Raw genomic sequence first — 19,761 nt, 5'->3', positions numbered from 1 at the left:
CGTCAACCGGCAATAAAGCCTGAACTGGAGAAAAATCAGATGTTCCACTTTACCTTGCTAGCGCAAGATCCGCAAACCCGTGCCCGCCGCGGTCGACTTGAAACCCTTCACGGCACTATCGAAACCCCAATTTTCATGCCGGTCGGCACCCATGGGGCCCTTAAAGCCATGACGCCGGCCCAGGTTGAAGAAACGCAGGCGCAGATTATCCTCTCCAATACCTACCATCTGCATCTGAAACCTGGTGAAGCATTAATCAAGAAAGCCGGCGGTTTGCACCGTTTCATGAACTGGAAACGACCGATCCTTACCGACAGCGGAGGCTTTCAGGTTTTTTCCCTGCCCAACAAAAAGATTGGTGAAGATGGGGTACATTTTCGTCACGAGGGAACCGGTGATGAAATTTTTCTCGGGCCCAAAGAGGCCATGCAGATTCAGAACGATCTGGGCTCTGATATCATGATGGCTTTTGATGAGTGCATCCCCTATCCAGCCACTTATGACTATTCGGCCAAATCGATAAAAAAAACCCTGCGCTGGGCGCAAAGCTGTCTGCAACATCACCAACGTCCTGCCGAGCAAGCCCTTTTCGGCATCGTTCAAGGCAGCGTCTACCCGGATCTTAGGCGCGAGTGTGCCGAGCAACTTGGGGCTCTTGATTTTCCCGGCTACGCGATCGGCGGCGTCAGCGTTGGTGAGGGGTTGGAACTGCTTAAAAAGGTGGTTGATGACACCGAACCCCACATGCCGCAACACAAGCCGCGCTACCTGATGGGGGTTGGGCTGCCGGAGGATATTCTTGAATCGATTGAACGTGGCATGGATATGTTTGATTGCGTCATTCCAACCCGCTATGCCCGCAGCGCAACCCTTTTTACCAGACGTGGGAAAATCCGCCTGACCAATCGCAATTTCCGCCGCGACTTTTTCCCCGTCGATCCTTCCTGCGATTGCTATTGTTGTACCAATTTCAGCCGCGCTTATCTGCATCACCTGTTCAATGCCAACGAGATCTTATCAGCAACCCTTTCGGCCATTCACAATGTGCGATTTTATCTGAACATGGTAGCGCAGGCACGCACAGCCATTGAGGCGGGCGACTTTGCTGCCTTTAAGGCTGATTTTCTGCAGGAATATTTCTCTTCAGGGAAATAAAACCAAAAAAAACACCCAAAAATACGGCGGGCAGACAATCGATTCGATTGTCTGCCCGCATCTTAAAGCAAAAGCTTGAGGGTTGAAACTACCCCTTGAATTGATGGCTATTTCAGCATCTTTGTCATCATCTTCTTCATTGTCTTGTTCTTCAGCATCCCCATCATCCACATTTCACCGATCGATTTATTCATGAACGACATGCTCGGGAACGAATGCTGAAGCAGCATGATATCGACCAGGCGGATTTTTTTCTGGATCGCCAGGGCCCATTCGTTGATCATTTCCGCAGAGCCTTCGCCGATCACTGAAGCCCCATAGATCTTGCCATATTTGCTTGCCAGCACCCGCACCGATCCGGTGGTGACCTGCTCGGCAATCGCCGCGCCGTAGTCAGCGTGTCTGGCTTCAATCACCTCGTATTTAATCCCGGCAGCAATCAGATCGGCTTCACGCATCCCGACTGAAGACACCTGGGGCTCGGTAAATACCGTCCATGGCACAACATACTTTTTGAAGTCCTTTTTGAATGGCCAGGGACGCATAATATTCATCAGGGCGATCATTCCCTGGTGCATGGCCGCATGGGAAAAAAGATAATTTCCGTTGCAGTCACCCACCGCAAATACATGGGGAACATTGGTCTGCAGGTTGGCATTTACCGGTATCCCTTTGGGAGTATACTGAACCCCCGCTTTTTCGAGATCGAGTTGATCAATTACCGGTGCCCGACCGGCAGCCAACAGCAAACGCTCCGCTTCGAGGGTTTCGCCCTCCTTGGTGGTCAGAACGACATTGCCCTCGTCATTTTTGACAACGGAACTGATGGAGCGGCTGTTGTAAACACTAATTCCCTCTTTTTTGAAGCACTCCTCAAGCAGCTCACCGGCAAAACGATCAGTAAAGGGAAGCAGATGGGGATCCATCTGTACGATCGTTGTCTGGCATCCCATACGCGAAAAAGCCTGAGCCATCTCAGCACCAATGGCACCACCACCGATAATCAGCATACTTTTGGGCATGGCATCGAGGTGAAACAGGTTTTCATTGGTCAACAGATCATCGATGGTATCAAGCCCTGGTATCGGTGGTTTGGCCGGACGTGTACCGGTACAGATGAAAATCCGCCTGGCACTGATCTGCCGCCCGTCAACCACGACAGTGTGAGAATCAATAAAACGTGCTTCCCCCTTAACCATATCAACCTTGCCGAGTTTTTTATCGTACTTGGCGATAACCGTTTTAAGCTGTTCCTGAATCAGGGAAAAAGGATCCTTGACCTCCGGCATTCGCATTTCTTCCATCTGCATCGCCGGAAACTTGGTCACCGCATGGCGGGTTTTTGCCATACGTAACAAGGCCTTACTTGGAATACAACCGACGTTCATACATTCGCCACCGACCTTGTCCTTTTCTATGGCACAGACCTTCAGCCCCATTTCCGAACCCATGGCCGAAACCACCATTCCCGCCGGTCCGATGCCGATGGTAATGATATCGTATTCATAATTTGTCATATGGTTTCTCTCCTTTTTCGCAAATAACCATTTCACAGGTGGCGCTTAATTCATTTTATTATATATATGATTTAAGTAATGTAAAGAAAATTCGTGGTGTCTATCAGTCTAGTCATTATGTGCCGAATTTCAAGAACCGGCATGAACAACGCACCTCATCTTTAACCAAAAAACCATAAAAAAAAGCCCACTGGCAGCGGGCGGTTGTTGCAAAGGCAAAAAAGAATCAATGTGACTATTCAGCGCTCATCCATGCCACAGGTTCGGGTAGGGGCGGCGACTAAGTTAACTGCCGCCACAGAGGCAGCTGACAAGCGGGCACGCAGGAACCACCGGGAGCCATCGCGTCCCATGGCACTAAATCCGACGTTCAGGTGCGAAGCAGATATCCATCAAGGATGATACTCGATCTGAGATTGCTGCTTCGTTCCACAATCCGGGCAATTAAACACGCGGGTATCGTGCCACCAGGGCTCGCTGCCCCAATAGGATTGGTTGGCTATGCAGTCGAGATGCTCCACCAGATTGAGATTTTTGGCATCCTCGCACGAGGCACAATAAACCCAGATTTTGCCGGCGGCGCAGGCCTGGAGAAATTCACCAGGATTTGACATACAGCCTCCGCCATCAGACCTTGGAAATATTTGCGGTATTGCCTTCGGCGCGCAGACGCTTGACTGATTTTCCGGAAATCCCCCAACTTTCGGTTTCAACCTCTTTGATCACCACGTGGGTCGAATAGGGATTTTTATTCATTACCTTGACCATCAAATCGGTAATTCCTTCAACAAGCTGGGCTTTTTGTTCATTGGTCGCACCTCTGGTGACATTGACCTCTATGTAGGGCATGGTGATATCCTTTCAGTGTTGTTTCAATAGATTATTCAGACCGCCCATTATCTCCAAGGCATTGCGGCAATGCAACCTCAATAACAAATCGTTCCTTTTTCAGCTGCCGCACAACATCTCTTAATCGTTGGCACTGGGCAGGATCAAGCTTTTTTCCACCATAGAGAGCAGCACCATAACTTTCGGCAAACTCCCGGCACAAGGGATGGCCACTGAGACTTGCTAACTGATACAATCCTAACTCGGGAGGAAGGTATCTTAGCCCTGCACAACGGGCAACCTGGCGCAGGTAAGAGTGCAACAAACCCTTGTTTTTTATCCCCCATCGTCGTTTCCAGACGATGGCAATGACACAACCAAGTGATATCAGCAGCAGCACTCCAGCCAGTCGGAAAAAATTGATTTGGCGTAACAGAGCGAGCCTGGTAGAGACTTCCCGCAGCAACTGGAACTGTTGCTGGACATCGTAGTTAAGAATGCGCCGGGTCCACATATGAAAAAGGGCATCCGTTAGACTTTGCAGAGTGCCATGCTCAGCCACTGCGGCAGAAAAAGCCTGATCGGCGTTTGCCGCAAGACGGCTGGGATCAATCCGCACCCACTCCCCCTGATCATTTAAGGCCTCAACCCAGACATGGGCACGATCCTCTGTCACCAGATAAAATTCGCCGAAACGGTTGTAGGTCCCCCCCAGGTAACCACCGACCAGACGCGCCGGGACATCCATCAGGCGCAACATGACAGCAAAAGCCGAGGCAAAATGTTCACAGTAGCCGCGCCGTGAATCAAACAGAAAGGTCGCCACTGGGGTTTCTGTTTCTGGCAGGTTGTTAGCAGCATAGCTGAGTTGCTGCCGCAGAAAAAACGCCTCGAGCCCGGCAACCCGCTCGGCAAATCCGAGGGTTTCGATATTGATCGCGGCAGCCGCCTGCCGCACTTGCGGGGAGAGTGTTTCCGGCACCCGAAGATAAAAATCGGCAGGACCGCTTAAGCTGGCAATCCCCTGTGGCCACCCCACTGCGCGATAGGCGGTGCGCTTGTAATCATGGCGCTGGCGGACAAAAACCCCATCGTCGTGAAGACGATGGGGCACGCCCTGGAGACGATCACTACGATCGAGAGCGACCAGGTAAGTGTCTGCCTTCGGTTCGGCGTAAATAACCACGTCATGCCTGCTGCTCGTTCCTGGCCTGAACTGTTCTTCCGGTTGACGATTACTACGCCGCCAGACTGGACCATCGACCTGATCAAGGACAATGCCGCGCCAGTAGAGCAGCTGCGCCCCCAGTTCTGTGGTTTCAGCACGAAAAGCGATATCTCCGCTACTGGCCAGATCGGAAAAGCTCCCGGGGCGCACTTGATCACTCATGCCGGCAGCGGCAATTCTTTCCTGGCCAACGATATTCCATAACGGGGTCGGAGTACGTGGCAAAACAAAGAAAAATGCCGTCATCAGTACCAGCGTTGCCACGGGAATCACCAATAGAAAAAATAATAACCCTTTAAGCGCCTTGACCGATAATTGAATAGCAGGATCAACATAAACAAAGCTCAGTAACACAAGGCCGGCGCTCAACAACAGAACCATCAGACCCAGATAGATCAGATAGGTCATATCCAGAGTCAGCAGTGACGAAGCGGCCAGAAGCGTCAGCGCCAGGACAAAGGACTGGAGCATATTGCGTGACGTTTTTTCACTCGCCAATCGCGCCGCCAGCAGGATGCACAGTACCTGTATTAATGGCAGCGCCACCTCGGTCATACTTAACTGCAGACCACTGACCACCGTCGCAACAATCGTGACCAGGGCGGCAAGACGGCTGGCCGCCCTGGTCCATGTCATACGTGAACGCAACAAGCCGGCAATCAGACCAGCACCAAGAAAGATCTGCACCCACAGCGCAACAAAAGGGAGAACCGGCAGAATCGCCAGCAGAGCCGCACCGTACAGAAGCCAGTTCAATAACCGCTGCAGGTTACTCATACAGGGCCAACTCCTTGAGCAGGCGTAACTGATGGCTGCGCCCCAGAGCAGGAGCAATGCGCCTAGCTCCGATGACAAGCCCAACCGGACACTGCTGATGAAAGCAGCGATTGACCAGATGGACACAACGCCCCAGACGCTCTTCCAGAGGGCCGTCAAACTGCTCTGGATCAATGATTCTGGTTACTTCCGCCTGACGGTTCAGCAGCTTGGTTTTTAAGACATCGTGACGTGCCGACAGCTTCCAGTGAATCGCCCGGGGCGAATCTCCGGGACGATAATCTTCAATACTGTGCAGGTCGCCATCACCGCCGGGTCTGGTGATCTGTTCTTCATTTGCGGTGCGCCGAGCGTCCTGATATGCAGGCATTGAAGTTGCCAGCGGGCGCGGATACACCAGGAGTGTCCGGGATGGATCATATTGATATGAGCGGACAAAAAAATTGACCGGAAAGCAGGATGAGACATCAATCCCGGGGGCCGGATACATGCCACGCCGCTGCATTGTCAGAGGGATATCAACCACCTCACTGCAACCGGCGGCGATCGCCGGTATCACGACCTTGTTCTTGGCAATACGAATTTCGAGTAAATACACCGGAATATAGCGCTGGCGATTATTGATACGGATCCTCAAGGTTCCGGGTGTTGCGGCAAACAGATCATCAGAAGGGAGCAGACGTAATTCAAGGCGATGCAGATTAAGGTGGCCACAGAGCCCGGTAACCGCCATAAAACCGAGCAATGCTGAAACCAGCAGATAGAGCAGATTGTTGCCGGTATTGACCGCAGCAAATCCAAAAAGCAGGGTCAGGATAATATAAAAAGCACCGGCACGGGTCAGCCTTAAGCGACGGGCACCGGCAGATCTTTGAGTAGCGATCGCAACACCTCTTTTTTATTGAGATGATCCTGTTCGGGGCGCAGTTCAAGGCGGTGAGATATTACCGCCAGCGCCACCACCTGAACATCTTCCGGCACGACGAAATTACGTCCCTGCAGATAGGCCTGGGCACGGGCGGCAGCGGCCAGACTGATGCCGCCTCGAGTTGAAATCCCATTGATGAAGGACCCGTGATCTCGGCTGCGCTGTAGAAGTTCGTGGATATAGTCTGCAACCTTTTCTTGCAAGGTGACTTCTTCACGGACAAACCGACGCGTTTCGATGATCTGCTCACGAGTCAACAGAGGTTTGATGCGAGCAAGATCCTCGCGCACACTACCCTGACGGATGATCTGTTTTTCCAGGGCAGGTGGCGGATAACCGATATCCGTGGTCATTAAAAAGCGGTCAAGCTGGGATTCCGGCAAGGGGAAGGTACCGACATGATCCAGAGGGTTCTGGGTTGCGATTACCATAAAAGGTTCCGGCAGCTGATAGGTTATCCCTTCGAGGGTCACACGGTGCTCCTCCATTGCTTCGAGCAACGCACTCTGGGTTTTCGGCAGGGTACGATTGATTTCGTCAACCAGAAGAAGGTGATTGAAAATCGGCCCCTTAACGAAATGAAAACGGTTCTCCTCACGGTGAAAAATGGAAACACCGGTAATATCACTCGGGAGCAAATCACCAGTACACTGGATGCGCCCGAAATCAAGCCCGAGAGCGGCCGTCAGACCCAATGCCAGGCTGGTTTTACCCAGGCCCGGGATATCCTCGATCAGAAGATGCCCCCCCGACAGCAGGCTGATCATCGCTGTACGCAGGGCCTTAACCTTCCCCTGGAGATAACGACTTGAAAGGGTATCGATGACGCCTAACATCAGTTGACGATGAAGCAGTTCCATGCGGACTCCCTGCGTTAGCAGCCATTGTTATTCATCCTACTATAAATGGGCGAGTCTTTGCCTGTCTGACAAAAAAAGCCCCATGGAAGCCATGGAGCCCTTGCCCTTACTGAACGGCATATACCAAAAGAATTACTCGAACACAACGACAAAACTGCCGCTGTAGCCTTCGGCAATGAGCTGGCTGGTCAGCTGTTCGGCACTCTCGAGGGTATTAAAATCACCCACCCGTACGCGATGAACTGCCTGCCCGTTGAACAGTGCGGTTGCCACCTGGGCATGACCGAAACGCTCACGCATCCGGTTTGCCAGCTGGTGGGCATTGTCCGCCACACCGAAGGCGGCAACTTGAATCGCGTAACTGTGATTGACCGCTGCCACGGAGCGCAACGCGGGAGCATAAGAACCACCTACGGCAACAACCTCCACCTCCGCCAACCCCGCCTCCACCGTACCCAACCGGCGCGCGGCACCATAGGAAAGATCAATAATCCGCCCGGTGGCAAAGGGTCCACGGTCATTAATGCGGACCTCGATCTGCTTACCCGTACCCAGATGGGTCACCTGCACCAGTGTTCCCATCGGCAGGGTTTTATGTGCGGCACTGACGCCGTACATGTCATAAATTTCACCGTTGCTGGTTTTCAGGCCATGAAATTCGCTACCATACCAACTGGCAATGCCCCGTTCACGATACCCCTGGTGATCCCGCAACGGCGAGTAACGGATGCCGTTTACCTCATAAGGGCGTTGCCAGCCCGGCAATTCGCGCGCTTCCGGGGTATCGATGACCCTGACAACCGGAGCTCTGTGACCACCGCAGGCAGAGAGCAGAAACACCAGCGTCAGACAGAGGAAAAACAGAGCAAAGCGCCATGCAGATACCATAAAATTACCGTTTATAAGTTAGTCTTCCTCGATCTCAGTCATCGCCCGGAAGCGTTGATAGCGTTGTTCCACCAGGCCTTCCGGCGAATATTCGAGGAGCTCACGCAGATGCTTCAAGAGGTATTGTTTCAAAGTGGCTGCAGCTTCAACCGGGTTCTGATGAGCACCACCTGAAGGCTCCGGAACAATATCGTCAATCACCGTTTTCAAACTATCAACATCCTGCGCCGTTAATTTCAGTGCCTCAGCAGCCTGGGCGCCCTTGCTGCCATCACTCCAGAGGATAGCAGCACATCCTTCGGGGGAAATAACCGCATAAACTGAGTACTGCATCATCAAAACACGATTTCCCACGGCAATCGCCAACGCACCACCCGAGCCTCCTTCGCCGGTCACCGTAACAATCACCGGTACTGTCAGGGTGGCCATCTCACGCAAATTTCTGGCAATAGCTTCGGCCTGACCTCGTTCCTCGGCGCCGATACCTGGAAAAGCCCCGGGGGTATCAACAAAGGTGAAAATCGGCAGACGAAACTGCTCAGCCAGCTGCATCACCCGCAAAGCTTTGCGGTAGCCTTCAGGGTTGGGCATACCAAAATTGCGGTGCACCTTTTCCTTGGTATTGCGCCCTTTCTGATGGCCGATAACGCAGCAAGGCTGACCGTCAATGCGGGCAAAACCGCAGACCAGGGCCGGATCATCACGGTAGTTGCGGTCACCATGGATTTCAAACCAGTCGGTAAAGATGCGTTCAATATAATCCAGCGTATAGGGACGTTCCCCATGCCGCGCCAACTGGGTGCGCTGCCAGCGGGTTAAGTTGGAATAGATCTCTTTTTTCAGGCGTTCTGCCTTTTTTTCAAACTTCTGGATTTCGCTGGTAAAATCAACATTGTCAGTCGAGTATTCTCTCAACTCACTGATCTTATTATGCAGTTCGGCAATAGGCTTTTCAAAATCGAGATACTGACTCATTTAAATCTCCCTGCGACGGGTGAATCTAAATCACCGTTGACGGTCTTAAAGGTTCTTTTTGGATCAGGCAAAAAGTGACACCTCAATAGCCCAAAACACCCCTACACTTTTTTAAAACTTAAGATGTAACAATAAAACGGGTACCGAACCAGGTCAAGCATTAGCCTGCAGCCAGACGTCACAATCACTCAAAATGCATCACACTGTAACCAAACAGAGCCTCCACTTCCGCCATCGCTTCTTCCGCTGCGGCCATCTTCAACTGTTCAGGCAACTTGATCAGGGTTTCACTACGGTTGGGAATAACCACCTGCAGCAGTACATCGCAGTCACCCCGGTAACGCTGCACAATACTTTTGAGCTGGCGCAACTGGTTTTCCTGCAAACCCGGCGTCGTCAAACGAATACGGACCCGTCTGGCCATGGTTTTACGCACCTCACGCAACAGAGCAATATCGCCGGCGAGCAGCTTGCAGGCCTCTTCACCAACATCGAGCTCACCGCTGACAATGATCGGCTCCTCACCTTTGATCAGCTCCATCGCAGCTGCATATACCTCTGGAAAAACAACAAGTTCCAGCGATCCAGTGAGGTCTTCAAGAGTGACAAAGGCCATCCGGTCACCCTTTTTGGTGACCAGTTCCTTGACCCCGGAGACAATTCCGCAAATGCGTACCTGCTCCTTATCAGTACGTTCATTCAGGGCACTGATTTCACAGGTAGCAAAACTTTTGATGGCATCAGCATGACGCGCCAAGGGGTGGCCGGTCACATAGAAACCCAGGGCCTCCTTCTCATGACTCAGGAGGGTTTTTTCATCCCATTCCTCGATCTGCGGCAGTTGACCGTAACCATTACCACCGACAGAGACAATCTCGTTGCTGCCGAACAGCGAGTCCTGCCCCGAATCCTGTTCGCGCTGCAGGCGCTGGCCGATATCCATACATTCCTCAAAAGCGGAGAGGAACTGTGACCTTTTGCCGCCCAACGAATCAAAGGCACCACATTTGATCAATGCTTCAACGACCTTTTTGTTGACCTTGCGCAGATCAACGCGCTCACAGAAATCCTGCAGAGAGCTGAAGGGTTTTTCCTCGCGCACGTTAAAAATAGCATCAAGGGCAGCAGAACCGACCCCTTTGACAGCGCCAAGACCAAAACGCATCGCTTCCTTATCTACAGTAAACGAGCGTTCCGACGCATTGATGTCAGGCGGCAGAATAGAAACGCCCATACTTCGAACTTCACTGATATTTTTAATGACTTTATCAGTGTTCTCCATATCTTCGGTCAGCAGGGCCGCCATGAATTCGACCGGATAATGGGCCTTGAGATAGGCGGTCTGATAGGCGATCAGGGCATAGGCGGCGGAATGGGATTTATTGAAGCCGTAGGCAGCAAACTTCTCCATCAGATCAAATACCGCTTCAGCTTTTTTGGGGTTGAGCTTGTTTTCCTGGGCGCCGATAAGAAACTGTTTTTTCTGTTGAGCCATCTCGTCGGCTTTTTTCTTGCCCATGGCCCGGCGCAGCAGATCTGCCGCTCCAAGACTATAATTGCCAAGAATCTGGGCAATCAGCATAACCTGTTCCTGATAGACGATAACCCCGTAAGTATCTTTGAGAATCGGCTCAAGCTGGGGGAAATCGAATTGAAACTTTTCCAGACCGTGCTTACGCTTGATAAATGAGTCGACCATGCCGGAACCCAGCGGCCCGGGACGATAGAGCGCCACCATAGCGATCAGGTCTTCAAAGCAACTGGGTTTGAGCTTGACCAGATATTCCTTCATCCCGCTCGATTCGAGCTGAAAGACCCCGGTGGTTTCGCCATGGGAGAGCAGTTCAAAGGTTTTTTTATCATCATCGGGAATCAGTTTGAGATCAAAACTCTCATCCTTGCCGGCGCGCACCAGTCGTATCGCGTTTTCCAGCACGGTGAGGGTTTTCAGCCCGAGAAAGTCAAACTTGACCAGACCGATCTTTTCCACATAGCTCATCGGGTACTGGGTCACCTGGCCCCCAGATTTAGGATCAACATAGAGGGGAAGATATTCCGGCAATGGCTGCGGCGTCACCACCACCCCGGCTGCATGGGTAGAGGCATGACGCGTCAACCCTTCCAGCGCCAGAGCAATCTTAACCAGCTCCTTGATCTTGGGTTCCTTATCAATCAGGGCTTTTAACTGGGGCTCCTGCCCAATCGCCTGTTTTAAGGTAATTCCAAGCACCGTCGGCACCATTTTGGCGATCTTGTCGACTTCACCATAGGGAATATTCAGTGCCCGCCCGACATCACGCAACACCCCCTTGGCAAGCATGGTACCAAAGGTGATGATCTGGGCGACATTCTCTGCGCCATATTTTTCCCGCACATAGTCGATGACCCGCTCACGCCCGTAGATACAGAAATCGACATCGATATCCGGCATCGATATCCGTTCGGGATTCAAAAAGCGCTCAAACAGCAGGTTGTAGGGAATCGGATCGATATCGGTTATGCGGATCGCAAATGCCACCAGGCTGCCTGCCGCCGAACCCCGCCCGGGACCGACCGGGATGCCGTTATCTTTTCCCCAGTTGATAAAGTCGGCGACAATCAGAAAATAACCTGGAAAACCCATCTGTTTGATGCAGTCAAGCTCGACCTGAAGGCGTTCTTCATAGGTGCGCACCATCTCATCAGTGATCGGACGCACCTGGCGGATCTCCGCCAGCCTTTCCTGCAGGCCAATCCGGCTTTGCGCTGCAAGAACCTCGTCAAGGGTTTGGTCCGCCGGCTTTTGGTACTGGGGAAAATGATAGGTATTAAAATCAAGGTCCAGATTGCAGCGCTCAGCGATGCGGATGGTATTGGCGAGCGCTTCGGGATGCTCGCTAAAAAGTCCTGTCATCTCCTCGGCGGACTTGAAATAAAACTCCTCATTGGGAAAACGCATGCGGTTCGGGTCGTCCATGGTTTTGCCGGTCTGGATACACAGCAGCACTTCATGGGCAAAAGCATCTTCGCGCGCCAGATAATGGCAGTCATTGGTAGCGACCAGGGGCAGCTTCAGCTCCTCTGCCAGAGAAATCAGTCCGGCATTGGCTTTTTTCTGTTCAGGCAGAAAATTCTCCTGTAACTCCAGGTAAAAACGCCCGTCATCAAAAATTTCTGCCATCTGAGCAGCACGGGCATGAGCCTCTGACGTCTGATTCAGATTAATCAGGGTCGGCAATTCACCGCCAAGGCACGCAGACATGGCGATCAGCCCCTGGTTATGCTGAGCAAGAAGATCCCAGTCGATACGTGGCTTATAGTAGAATCCCTCGCGGTAGGCGGCGGAAATCAAGCGACAGATATTCCGGTAACCGGTCAGATTCATGCATAATAACACCAGATGGTAGGATGCTTCGGAAGAACCACGGGCGTTGGTTTTATGAAAACGTGATCCCGGCGCAACGTAAACCTCACAACCAAGGATCGGCTTGATACCGGCGGCCAGCGCCTTGCTGTAAAACTCAATGGCACCAAACATATTGCCATGATCGGTCACCGCCACTGCCGGCATGCGAAACTCCTTGGCTTTGGCAACCAGTTCGTCAAGTTTGATGGCCCCGTCCAGCAGGCTGTACTGACTGTGCAGGTGTAGATGAACAAAGTTGGAGTGTTCCATGGGTGACTGTTCCTGAAAAGATATTATTGACTGACCAGAGCAGGGTGATAGATTGCCACAGTCGACAAGGAGATTACAACAGACATCGCTCGAACATCCTTGTTATACTGTGGCACCTAACATGAATTTTTGAATCGAAAATAAGGATACCATCATGCGCATCGAAACAGATATCAAACTTGGCTTCAAGGATGTACTGATCCGCCCGAAACGTTCAACCATTAAAAGCCGCGCCCAGGTCAGTCTTGAGCGCGAATTTACTTTTCTCCACAGTCGTCATCGCTGGGTTGGCACGCCAATTATTGCTGCCAACATGGACACCGTCGGCACCTTTGAACTGGCCGCAGAGCTAGCCCGTCATGGTCTGATCACCGCTATCCACAAGCACTATCATCCCGGACAGTGGGGAGATTTTCTGGCCCAGCAGACAGCCTCAGTGGTCGAGCATATCATGATCAGCACCGGTACCTCCGACCAGGACATGGAGCAACTACGTTCCATTATCGAGCAGTATCCGCAACTCAAATTTATCTGCATTGATGTCGCCAACGGTTATGCCGAAGCATTTGTTGATTTTGTCCGCCGCTGCCGTGACACCTTCCCCGATAAAACCATTACCGCCGGCAATGTCGTCACCGGAGAAATGGTCGAAGAGTTGATCCTTTCCGGCGCCGACATTGTCAAGGTCGGCATCGGTCCCGGCTCCGTCTGTACCACCCGGGTTAAAACCGGGGTCGGCTACCCGCAACTGTCCGCGGTGATCGAATGCGCAGACGCTGCCCATGGTCTCGGCGGTCGGATTATCTCTGATGGCGGCTGTATCAGTGCCGGCGATGTCGCCAAAGCTTTTGGTGGCGGTGCCGATTTTGTCATGATCGGTGGTATGTTTGCCGGTCATGATGAAAGCGGTGGCGAACTGGTGGAGCGAAACGGGCGGCAGTACAAACTCTTTTACGGCATGAGCTCGACGACTGCCATGGAAAAATATGTCGGCGGTGTTGCAGAATACCGTGCCTCAGAAGGGAAAACCGTCGAAGTTCCCTATCGCGGTCCGGTTGCAGAGACAATCCGGGACATTCTTGGTGGCGTACGTTCCACTTGCACCTATGTCGGAGCCACGGCTCTGCGTGAACTGACCAAACGCACGACCTTTATTCGCGTCCAGGAACAGGAAAATCAAACCTATTCCTGACCTGATACTAATAAAACCAGTTCATCCTGCTGATAGTTTTTATAAAAGCACAAAAGTCATCCTACAAGGGAAACAACCATGCCCATCGGCTCCACCGTCGAATACAATTTTCATCCCCTGCGGGAAGTCCTTTATAACGAGCTGCACATCCGTCCATTCTACACCCTCGAATCTCCACAACTGATAACACACCTGGCTGCCTGTTGTGAGCGCCAGGAGGAGTTGGAGCAGGCCTATGATCTGCTGTGTGATCTATGTCGCCGCTACGATATCAATTCACCCACAAACGGCACAGTCTCCTACCATGAGAGTGTCGGCAATTTCGTTATCCATTGGGAGCGTCACGCCGAATTCTATTCTTTGACCATCATGCAGGGAACGGTTCCCGACCCTGACTCCCCCTTTGCTCACACGGCCATTGATCTGTTGCCTGCCGACTGGCTGAAACAACTGCCGGGGCAAATGATTGCCGCTTTTCATCTGATTATTGATCAACAACATCTAGACTATGAGCACAAGGCCTTGACCCGCTGTTTCGAGGGGCATCCGCTGATGATCAGCAGCGCCTATGGTGACAACGCCCGCATCTATACCGCCTTTAAACTTCACGGCGATGGCTTCTCACGTTTTATCGTCAAAAATGATCACCTCAACGACACCCAGCTCGGTCAACTGGTACGCCGCCTGACCGATATGGAAACCTATCGGCTGCTGGCGTTAATGGCCTTGCCACTGGCTAAAAAAATTGCTCCGCAACTGGTTGATATGGATAAGCAACTGGGGGACATCCTGACTGTCGTCACGAACGAAGAAACTACCAGCAGTGAACGTGAATTGCTGGAAAAACTGACCCGGATTGAAGCAACACTGGAGGCCTATCGCGCTGAGACCAACCAGCGCTTTTCGGCGACCAAGGCATACCATCAGCTGGTCAGGGATCGTCTTGAGGGGATTGGCGAAAAGGGCATCGAAGGCCAACTGTCTATGGGCGAATTTATTACCCGCCGCCTTAACCCGGCGTCACGTACCTGCGAATCGGTCAAGGAGTGGATGGATGATCTGTCGAAACGTATTGAACGCGCCAGCGTACTGATGCGTACCCGTGCCAACCTGACCCTGCAGGAGCAGAACCGCCTGCAACTGGCCGCCATGAATCGCCGCAGCAAACTTCAATTCCGCTTGCAGGAAACCGTTGAAGGGCTCTCCATCGCCGCCATCAGCTACTATGCAGTGGGCCTGCTGGGCTATCTGTTCGGAGGATTCCCACTGGAAGAATGGGGTCTCAACAAGAATCTGCTGCTGGCGGTGAGTATTCCAGTAGTTCTGGCCAGTGTCTGGCTCATCACCCGTCGCATTAAACGCCGGCTGATCCTGGATCAGGATAAACCCAGCGAAGACTGATCAGTTGTCAAGTCTTCGCTGAGGGTAAGCGACAGGATTTACGGTTCCAGACCGATTTCCGCCAGGGGTGGCGGCGTCAAGTCGAACAGGGTCGAAAACTGCCAGTCCAGATCGCTGCCTATCTTGTTACCGGAATGATCCGCCAGCTGGCCACTCACAACCACTGTGTAGTCGCTGTTCGGGAAGAGCATCAGGTCTGGCGTAAACCTCAGTTCCTTTAATTCAGCATCATAGTCCACAACCCCGGAAGCATATGCGCCGGAGCGAAGCAACGAGATGGCTCCTGCAGAAATGGTTGTCGGATCAATCTCTTTATCAAAGGTCACCCTCACCTCTGTATCTACCGAAACAATGGCACCATGTTCAATGTTCCGCTGTTCGATACGGGGTGGTTCCATATCCCAAACTTCGAGGTTCAGGGCGATGGCACGAGCATATAAATCGAGTCTTTCGCGATTCAGAGCCTGAGTTTCTATTTGTTCTTCAACCGCAGACACAATACTTAAAATATTGACGGCCGGGTCAGAATCAGGTTGCTGATTCAGCGCCTCTTCGATCTTGTCGCCACGGCGCAAAATCTCGTCACTGACAAGATAAGCTATCGGGCGCTGGTCGTCCTGTGCTATCTGCCCCCCAAGGTTTGCCGCAATACCACTGCGCAGCGTGCCCATCAGGGACGCAACCACCTGCGCTGCCCGATGAGTTCGCTTAGCTTCCTCGCTTTTTAGTGGATCCGATTTCAAGGCGATATAATCATCAAAAAGGGAAAATTCATGAATAACCCCCAAGAGCTTTTGCTTAACGTTCAGCTCCGCCCCCTGGATCGTCATGGTAGGATTTTTCTGCATTTCCAGATGAACCAGAGTGGTCAAAGGCGAGACAAACTGCCAGCGCCCGACAGGAGCTTCCATCAGGTAGCTAGCGGACACTGGCTGGCCATCATCCTCGTCGATCGTTTCCCCTTCAGCAACCACAGCGACAACCGGATACTTCATCCCTTCGCCGGGATTGATCGATAAGGTAAAAGTACCCCCAGCAGAGGACATTGCCATCGGCTCACCACTATCGTAGACACGGTTACCATTGCGGTCAAGAAACACCTGGGCCCCTGTCAAGTAGCCGTCTGCCACGGTACCACTCAGTGTTGATACTGTAGTTTCCGAGGGTTCAGACGGCACGCTGGTTCCCGAACTGGAATCGCCACCGCCACCGCCCTCGCAGGCTGTCAGCAACAAGAGCAGAGCACAACAAAACAACCAGCAGCAAATATTTAGTGTCCATTTCATCGTCAACTCCTGTTAGCGCAAAGGTCTGGGGATCAGCAGCGAAACCGGCTGATTCACAGGGTTAACATACATCCAGTAGCCGATCCCCGGCACGAGAATCGCCCTGTTGGTCCCGGCGGCAGTTGTGACCTCGTTGCCGCCACCCCAGTCATCACCAAGATACGAATACAGGCTATCGACGACGACACCTTGCGTTGCAGCATCACGCCATTCCAAGGGCGCAGCATCGCCGGAACGAACCCGCAGCCGCTCCAGAGGCACATTGCCAGCGTAGGGATTGGCAATCAAATTCCAGCCCGCGAAAACATCAAACTCATAGAAGTCGGTACTTACTTCTCCGTAAGCGCTTAAATCCGGTAAAGTTGCACTGGTCGCCCGGCGCAATTGGTACCCTTCACCCGACGCAACCGGCGCACCGCTGTCTACCATGACATAAGTACCATCTTTTTTAGCTGAGGGTGACCAACGATAAACCTGCCTGACCCCAAGGGTCTGTGTCGTTGTCAACCCGTAGGGGTTAAGGTTGCCAACCAGTCCCACCATGTTATGGCCGGACAGAAGTTCAATAACGGGACCCGGCAGATCTCCCACTGCCGGATAGCGCCATAACTGCACACCGCCTGCATTTTCTGCGAAAAAATAATAACGCTGGGCAGGCAACGGGCCGAGTCTTGTGGTCATACTGAAACGCGCGCCACTTGCCAGTACGCCGGCATCCCGCTGCAGCGGATAGCGATAACCATTGATCACTGCAAAAACCCGGTATTGATCCAGCGAACCCTCTTCGCGCAACGTAACGTGGAAACGATAATCAAGGTCGAGCCTGGGTTTACCATCTACCAGATTATTAAAGTCATCCCCGCCATCAACACGCTCGACACCTATTAACCCCGGTTCAAGAGGGTTCTGACTCAAACCGGAAGGGATCTCTGAAAAAACTGCTTCAATGGTATTATGTGAATCAACATCGACAAATTCATAGTTATCCAGCAAAGCAACCGATACACCATTAACCTGCAGGTCATTGAGGTAATACCCCGCCATCGGAATGAGCTCGAAGCGTTGACTGCTACCGTAAAGAACGGAGACCTCTCCGGCGGGATCGATATAACCGCCGGGTCCGGAGCTGGCGTAAATCAGCCAGTCAGTACGGTTCGGATCAAAGGGAAAGCCGTCACGCACATCGGGGATACCATCTCTGTCCGAGTCGATTTCGCCGTCAACATAGCTCGGCTCAGATTCTTCCGTAGCGGCCATGACCTCTAGGGAAAAAGCCGGCAGAGCTGTCGTCATAGAGCCGTCATCGACAGTAATCACAATATTTGCACTGATCCCGACATCCCTAGAGATCGGCGTGCCACTTAAAACGCCCGTCTGACGATTAAAGTTAGCCCAGAACGGCAGACCACTGATGGAATAATCCAGATCATCGCCGTCGGGATCACTTGCCGCAGGGGCAAACACATAGGCCTGATCGACAATGGCAGTTGTGCCCGGATTACCGGAAATCACTGGTGGGCGGTTGCTATTATAAACCGTGATGGTGACCTCGTCAGAATCGGTTTCGGCACCATCGGTTACAGCAAAGGTCACCGTAAAACTGCCGGCCTGATCATAGCCGGGTGACCAGCTGAAGGTTCTTGATGTGGCATCAAAAGATGCGCCAGCCGGCAGTCCGGCAACACTGAACACAAAATTATCATTCTCTGTTGTCGCCGACACATTGAATTGCAACAGATCGTTTTCTTGAACAGAGTGCGCACCAATGGCGGCAAGAACCGGCGGTTCGTCAGCACGGACAACGGTAAATGGAACAACTTCACTGTCCTGCGAACTCCCGTCACTAACGACAAAAGTCACGTTGTGGGACCCAGCCTGCGGATTGCCTGGAAGCCAGCTGAAAGAACGCGTGGATGGAGCAAACACCGCGCCGGCAGGAACATTGACGGCACTGTAGGTAAGATGCTGGCCAAGAGCAACATCAGGATCGGTGGCATTGATAATCAGATTATAATTGTCTCCGGCAACCAGCTCCTGGGCCCCGATCGGCTCCAGTACCGGGGAACGATTGACCGGATTGACATTGATGGTGACCTGTTCCGTATCTTCGGCAAAACCATCGCTGACACTGAATGTCACCGAAAAAACCCGGATATTGGCCGAGCCACTATAATTCGGGGTCCAAACAAACTGACGCGTTGTCGGATTAAATGTAGCACCGGCGGGCAAGTTAGATGCGCCATAGGTTAAAGGATCGCTGTCAGCGTCCGTTGCCAGAATGGTAAAAGCCAGGCTCTGCCCTTCATTGATGCTTTTGGCGCCGATCGGCGCTAAAACCGGGGGCTGATTGACTGCAACCACAGCCGGGCTGTGAACCCGGTTGGAGAAATCACTTTCCTGACCGTTGACATCATAAGCGGTCACCGCAAAGTAGTAATCCTCGGCGTCGTTGAGATTAGACAGACTGTAGGTCAGCACACTGCCCACATCAACAACGACCGTCCCCTCGCCCCCGGTTTGCGACAGATTATCTGAGCCCGCCCGGTAATAAATCTTATAACCGGTTACAGCACTTGGGCTTGGATCCCAGGCAAGGGCGACGGTTTTAGCCCAGGCGACTGAACTGAATCCAATGACCAGAAATAAGACCAGCAACACGTAAAAACCGAGCATTCTTTTCATTTGCAACCTCCGGAGTGTAGCCAGCCGGGTTAAGGCATGGGTACAGGCGATTGGAGCTTGTTGACTGCGTGAAAACTCCACACTGTTATATATTCACCTCAAAAACTGAACAAAGCTGTGAAGGGCAAAAAGGTACAATGATCAATCGACAGATACCGACTTTTCCTGACACCAGCCTCTTGACGTAAGCAGGAGTCACGAAAAAAGGCGCCCACTTCAAATCATCCGAAGTGGGCGCCTCTCAGCCGTTATACTATAAAGGGCGGGAAAGCGTTGCGTCCGCTTCGGCAACCCGGCGGTCCCATTCTAACGGGATCCGTGGCTTTGCGTCACCAGATTACTCTGGTTTTGCCCTTTCGGTTGACAGCTTATTGCTGTTTATCTAATTT

At 52.3% G+C, this 19,761-nt stretch carries 14 protein-coding genes and 1 riboswitch; of the genes, 3 read left to right on the top strand and 11 right to left on the bottom strand.

The features are described from left to right. Nucleotides 1-39: 39 nt before the first annotated feature. Nucleotides 40-1,155: a tRNA guanosine(34) transglycosylase Tgt gene (gene tgt, locus AC1931_RS00640; protein WP_483875298.1), complete on the top strand. Its 1,116-nt coding sequence runs from the start codon at nt 40-42 to the stop codon at nt 1,153-1,155. Between the two features lie 107 nt (nt 1,156-1,262). Here the strand turns inward: tgt and AC1931_RS00635 are convergent, their stop codons facing one another. The 9 genes from AC1931_RS00635 to dnaE all read right to left on the bottom strand — a co-directional run bounded on the left by AC1931_RS00635 (nt 1,263) and on the right by dnaE (nt 12,811). Continuing rightward, entirely contained in the window at nt 1,263-2,672 is a 1,410-nt protein-coding gene (locus tag AC1931_RS00635) for a dihydrolipoyl dehydrogenase family protein (RefSeq protein ID WP_483875297.1), read from the bottom strand. 392 nt (nt 2,673-3,064) lie between these two features. Then, entirely contained in the window at nt 3,065-3,286 is a 222-nt protein-coding gene (locus AC1931_RS00630; RefSeq protein ID WP_483875296.1) for a hypothetical protein, read from the bottom strand. A gap of 13 nt (nt 3,287-3,299) precedes the next feature. Next, entirely contained in the window at nt 3,300-3,521 is a 222-nt protein-coding gene (locus AC1931_RS00625; protein WP_483875295.1) for a tautomerase family protein, read from the bottom strand. 31 nt (nt 3,522-3,552) lie between these two features. Then, nucleotides 3,553-5,505 carry a transglutaminase TgpA family protein gene (locus AC1931_RS00620; protein ID WP_483875294.1) on the bottom strand — a complete coding sequence of 651 codons (1,953 nt, stop codon included), beginning with the start codon at nt 5,503-5,505 and terminating at the stop codon, nt 3,553-3,555. Next, nucleotides 5,498-6,250 carry a DUF58 domain-containing protein gene (locus AC1931_RS00615; protein ID WP_483875293.1) on the bottom strand — a complete coding sequence of 251 codons (753 nt, stop codon included), beginning with the start codon at nt 6,248-6,250 and terminating at the stop codon, nt 5,498-5,500. The genes AC1931_RS00620 and AC1931_RS00615 overlap by 8 nt, the downstream gene beginning before the upstream one ends. 101 nt (nt 6,251-6,351) lie before the next feature. Then, nucleotides 6,352-7,293: an AAA family ATPase gene (locus tag AC1931_RS00610; protein WP_483875292.1), complete on the bottom strand. Its 942-nt coding sequence runs from the start codon at nt 7,291-7,293 to the stop codon at nt 6,352-6,354. 132 nt (nt 7,294-7,425) lie between these two features. Then, entirely contained in the window at nt 7,426-8,181 is a 756-nt protein-coding gene (locus tag AC1931_RS00605; protein ID WP_483875291.1) for a septal ring lytic transglycosylase RlpA family protein, read from the bottom strand. Between the two features lie 18 nt (nt 8,182-8,199). Continuing rightward, on the bottom strand, nt 8,200-9,156 hold the full coding sequence (gene accA / locus AC1931_RS00600) for an acetyl-CoA carboxylase carboxyl transferase subunit alpha (protein WP_483875290.1): 957 nt from the start codon (nt 9,154-9,156) through the stop codon (nt 8,200-8,202). Between the two features lie 184 nt (nt 9,157-9,340). Further along, the gene (gene dnaE, locus AC1931_RS00595; protein ID WP_483875289.1) at nt 9,341-12,811 is read right to left on the bottom strand and encodes a DNA polymerase III subunit alpha; all 3,471 of its coding nucleotides are present in this window, start codon (nt 12,809-12,811) and stop codon (nt 9,341-9,343) included. 154 nt (nt 12,812-12,965) lie between these two features. Here dnaE and AC1931_RS00590 point away from each other — a divergent pair, with 154 nt between their 5' ends. Beyond that, nucleotides 12,966-14,003 carry a GMP reductase gene (locus tag AC1931_RS00590; RefSeq protein WP_483875288.1) on the top strand — a complete coding sequence of 346 codons (1,038 nt, stop codon included), beginning with the start codon at nt 12,966-12,968 and terminating at the stop codon, nt 14,001-14,003. 78 nt (nt 14,004-14,081) lie between these two features. Next, nucleotides 14,082-15,404 carry a DUF3422 family protein gene (locus tag AC1931_RS00585; RefSeq protein ID WP_483875287.1) on the top strand — a complete coding sequence of 441 codons (1,323 nt, stop codon included), beginning with the start codon at nt 14,082-14,084 and terminating at the stop codon, nt 15,402-15,404. Between the two features lie 38 nt (nt 15,405-15,442). On the opposite strand, the gene AC1931_RS00580 is transcribed toward AC1931_RS00585, so the two are convergent. Both AC1931_RS00580 and AC1931_RS00575 read right to left on the bottom strand, forming a co-directional pair. Next, entirely contained in the window at nt 15,443-16,690 is a 1,248-nt protein-coding gene (locus AC1931_RS00580; protein WP_483875286.1) for an Ig-like domain-containing domain, read from the bottom strand. A 12-nt stretch (nt 16,691-16,702) separates the two neighbouring features. After that, the gene (locus AC1931_RS00575; protein ID WP_483875285.1) at nt 16,703-19,372 is read right to left on the bottom strand and encodes a fibronectin type III domain-containing protein; all 2,670 of its coding nucleotides are present in this window, start codon (nt 19,370-19,372) and stop codon (nt 16,703-16,705) included. Nucleotides 19,373-19,655: 283 nt separating this feature from the next. After that, a riboswitch (cyclic di-GMP riboswitch) is annotated at nt 19,656-19,735 on the bottom strand. Nucleotides 19,736-19,761: the final 26 nt, after the last annotated feature.

It is taken from the genome of Pelovirga sp. C15f (assembly GCF_057178085.1).
The sequence above is the reverse complement of the archived record's forward strand: the minus strand, read 5'-3'. Positions and strand labels throughout refer to the sequence as shown.

Bases quoted from the DNA above. Each gene is read 5' to 3' on its own strand.
- tgt (WP_483875298.1), top strand. From the start codon at position 40: ATGTTCCACTTTACCTTGCTAGCGCAAGATCCGCAAACCCGTGCCCGC.
- AC1931_RS00635 (WP_483875297.1), bottom strand. From the start codon at position 2,672: ATGACAAATTATGAATACGATATCATTACCATCGGCATCGGACCGGCG.
- AC1931_RS00630 (WP_483875296.1), bottom strand. From the start codon at position 3,286: ATGTCAAATCCTGGTGAATTTCTCCAGGCCTGCGCCGCCGGCAAAATC.
- AC1931_RS00625 (WP_483875295.1), bottom strand. From the start codon at position 3,521: ATGCCCTACATAGAGGTCAATGTCACCAGAGGTGCGACCAATGAACAA.
- AC1931_RS00620 (WP_483875294.1), bottom strand. From the start codon at position 5,505: ATGAGTAACCTGCAGCGGTTATTGAACTGGCTTCTGTACGGTGCGGCT.
- AC1931_RS00610 (WP_483875292.1), bottom strand. From the start codon at position 7,293: ATGGAACTGCTTCATCGTCAACTGATGTTAGGCGTCATCGATACCCTT.
- AC1931_RS00605 (WP_483875291.1), bottom strand. From the start codon at position 8,181: ATGGTATCTGCATGGCGCTTTGCTCTGTTTTTCCTCTGTCTGACGCTG.
- accA (WP_483875290.1), bottom strand. From the start codon at position 9,156: ATGAGTCAGTATCTCGATTTTGAAAAGCCTATTGCCGAACTGCATAAT.
- dnaE (WP_483875289.1), bottom strand. From the start codon at position 12,811: ATGGAACACTCCAACTTTGTTCATCTACACCTGCACAGTCAGTACAGC.
- AC1931_RS00590 (WP_483875288.1), top strand. From the start codon at position 12,966: ATGCGCATCGAAACAGATATCAAACTTGGCTTCAAGGATGTACTGATC.
- AC1931_RS00585 (WP_483875287.1), top strand. From the start codon at position 14,082: ATGCCCATCGGCTCCACCGTCGAATACAATTTTCATCCCCTGCGGGAA.
- AC1931_RS00580 (WP_483875286.1), bottom strand. From the start codon at position 16,690: ATGAAATGGACACTAAATATTTGCTGCTGGTTGTTTTGTTGTGCTCTG.
- AC1931_RS00575 (WP_483875285.1), bottom strand. From the start codon at position 19,372: ATGAAAAGAATGCTCGGTTTTTACGTGTTGCTGGTCTTATTTCTGGTC.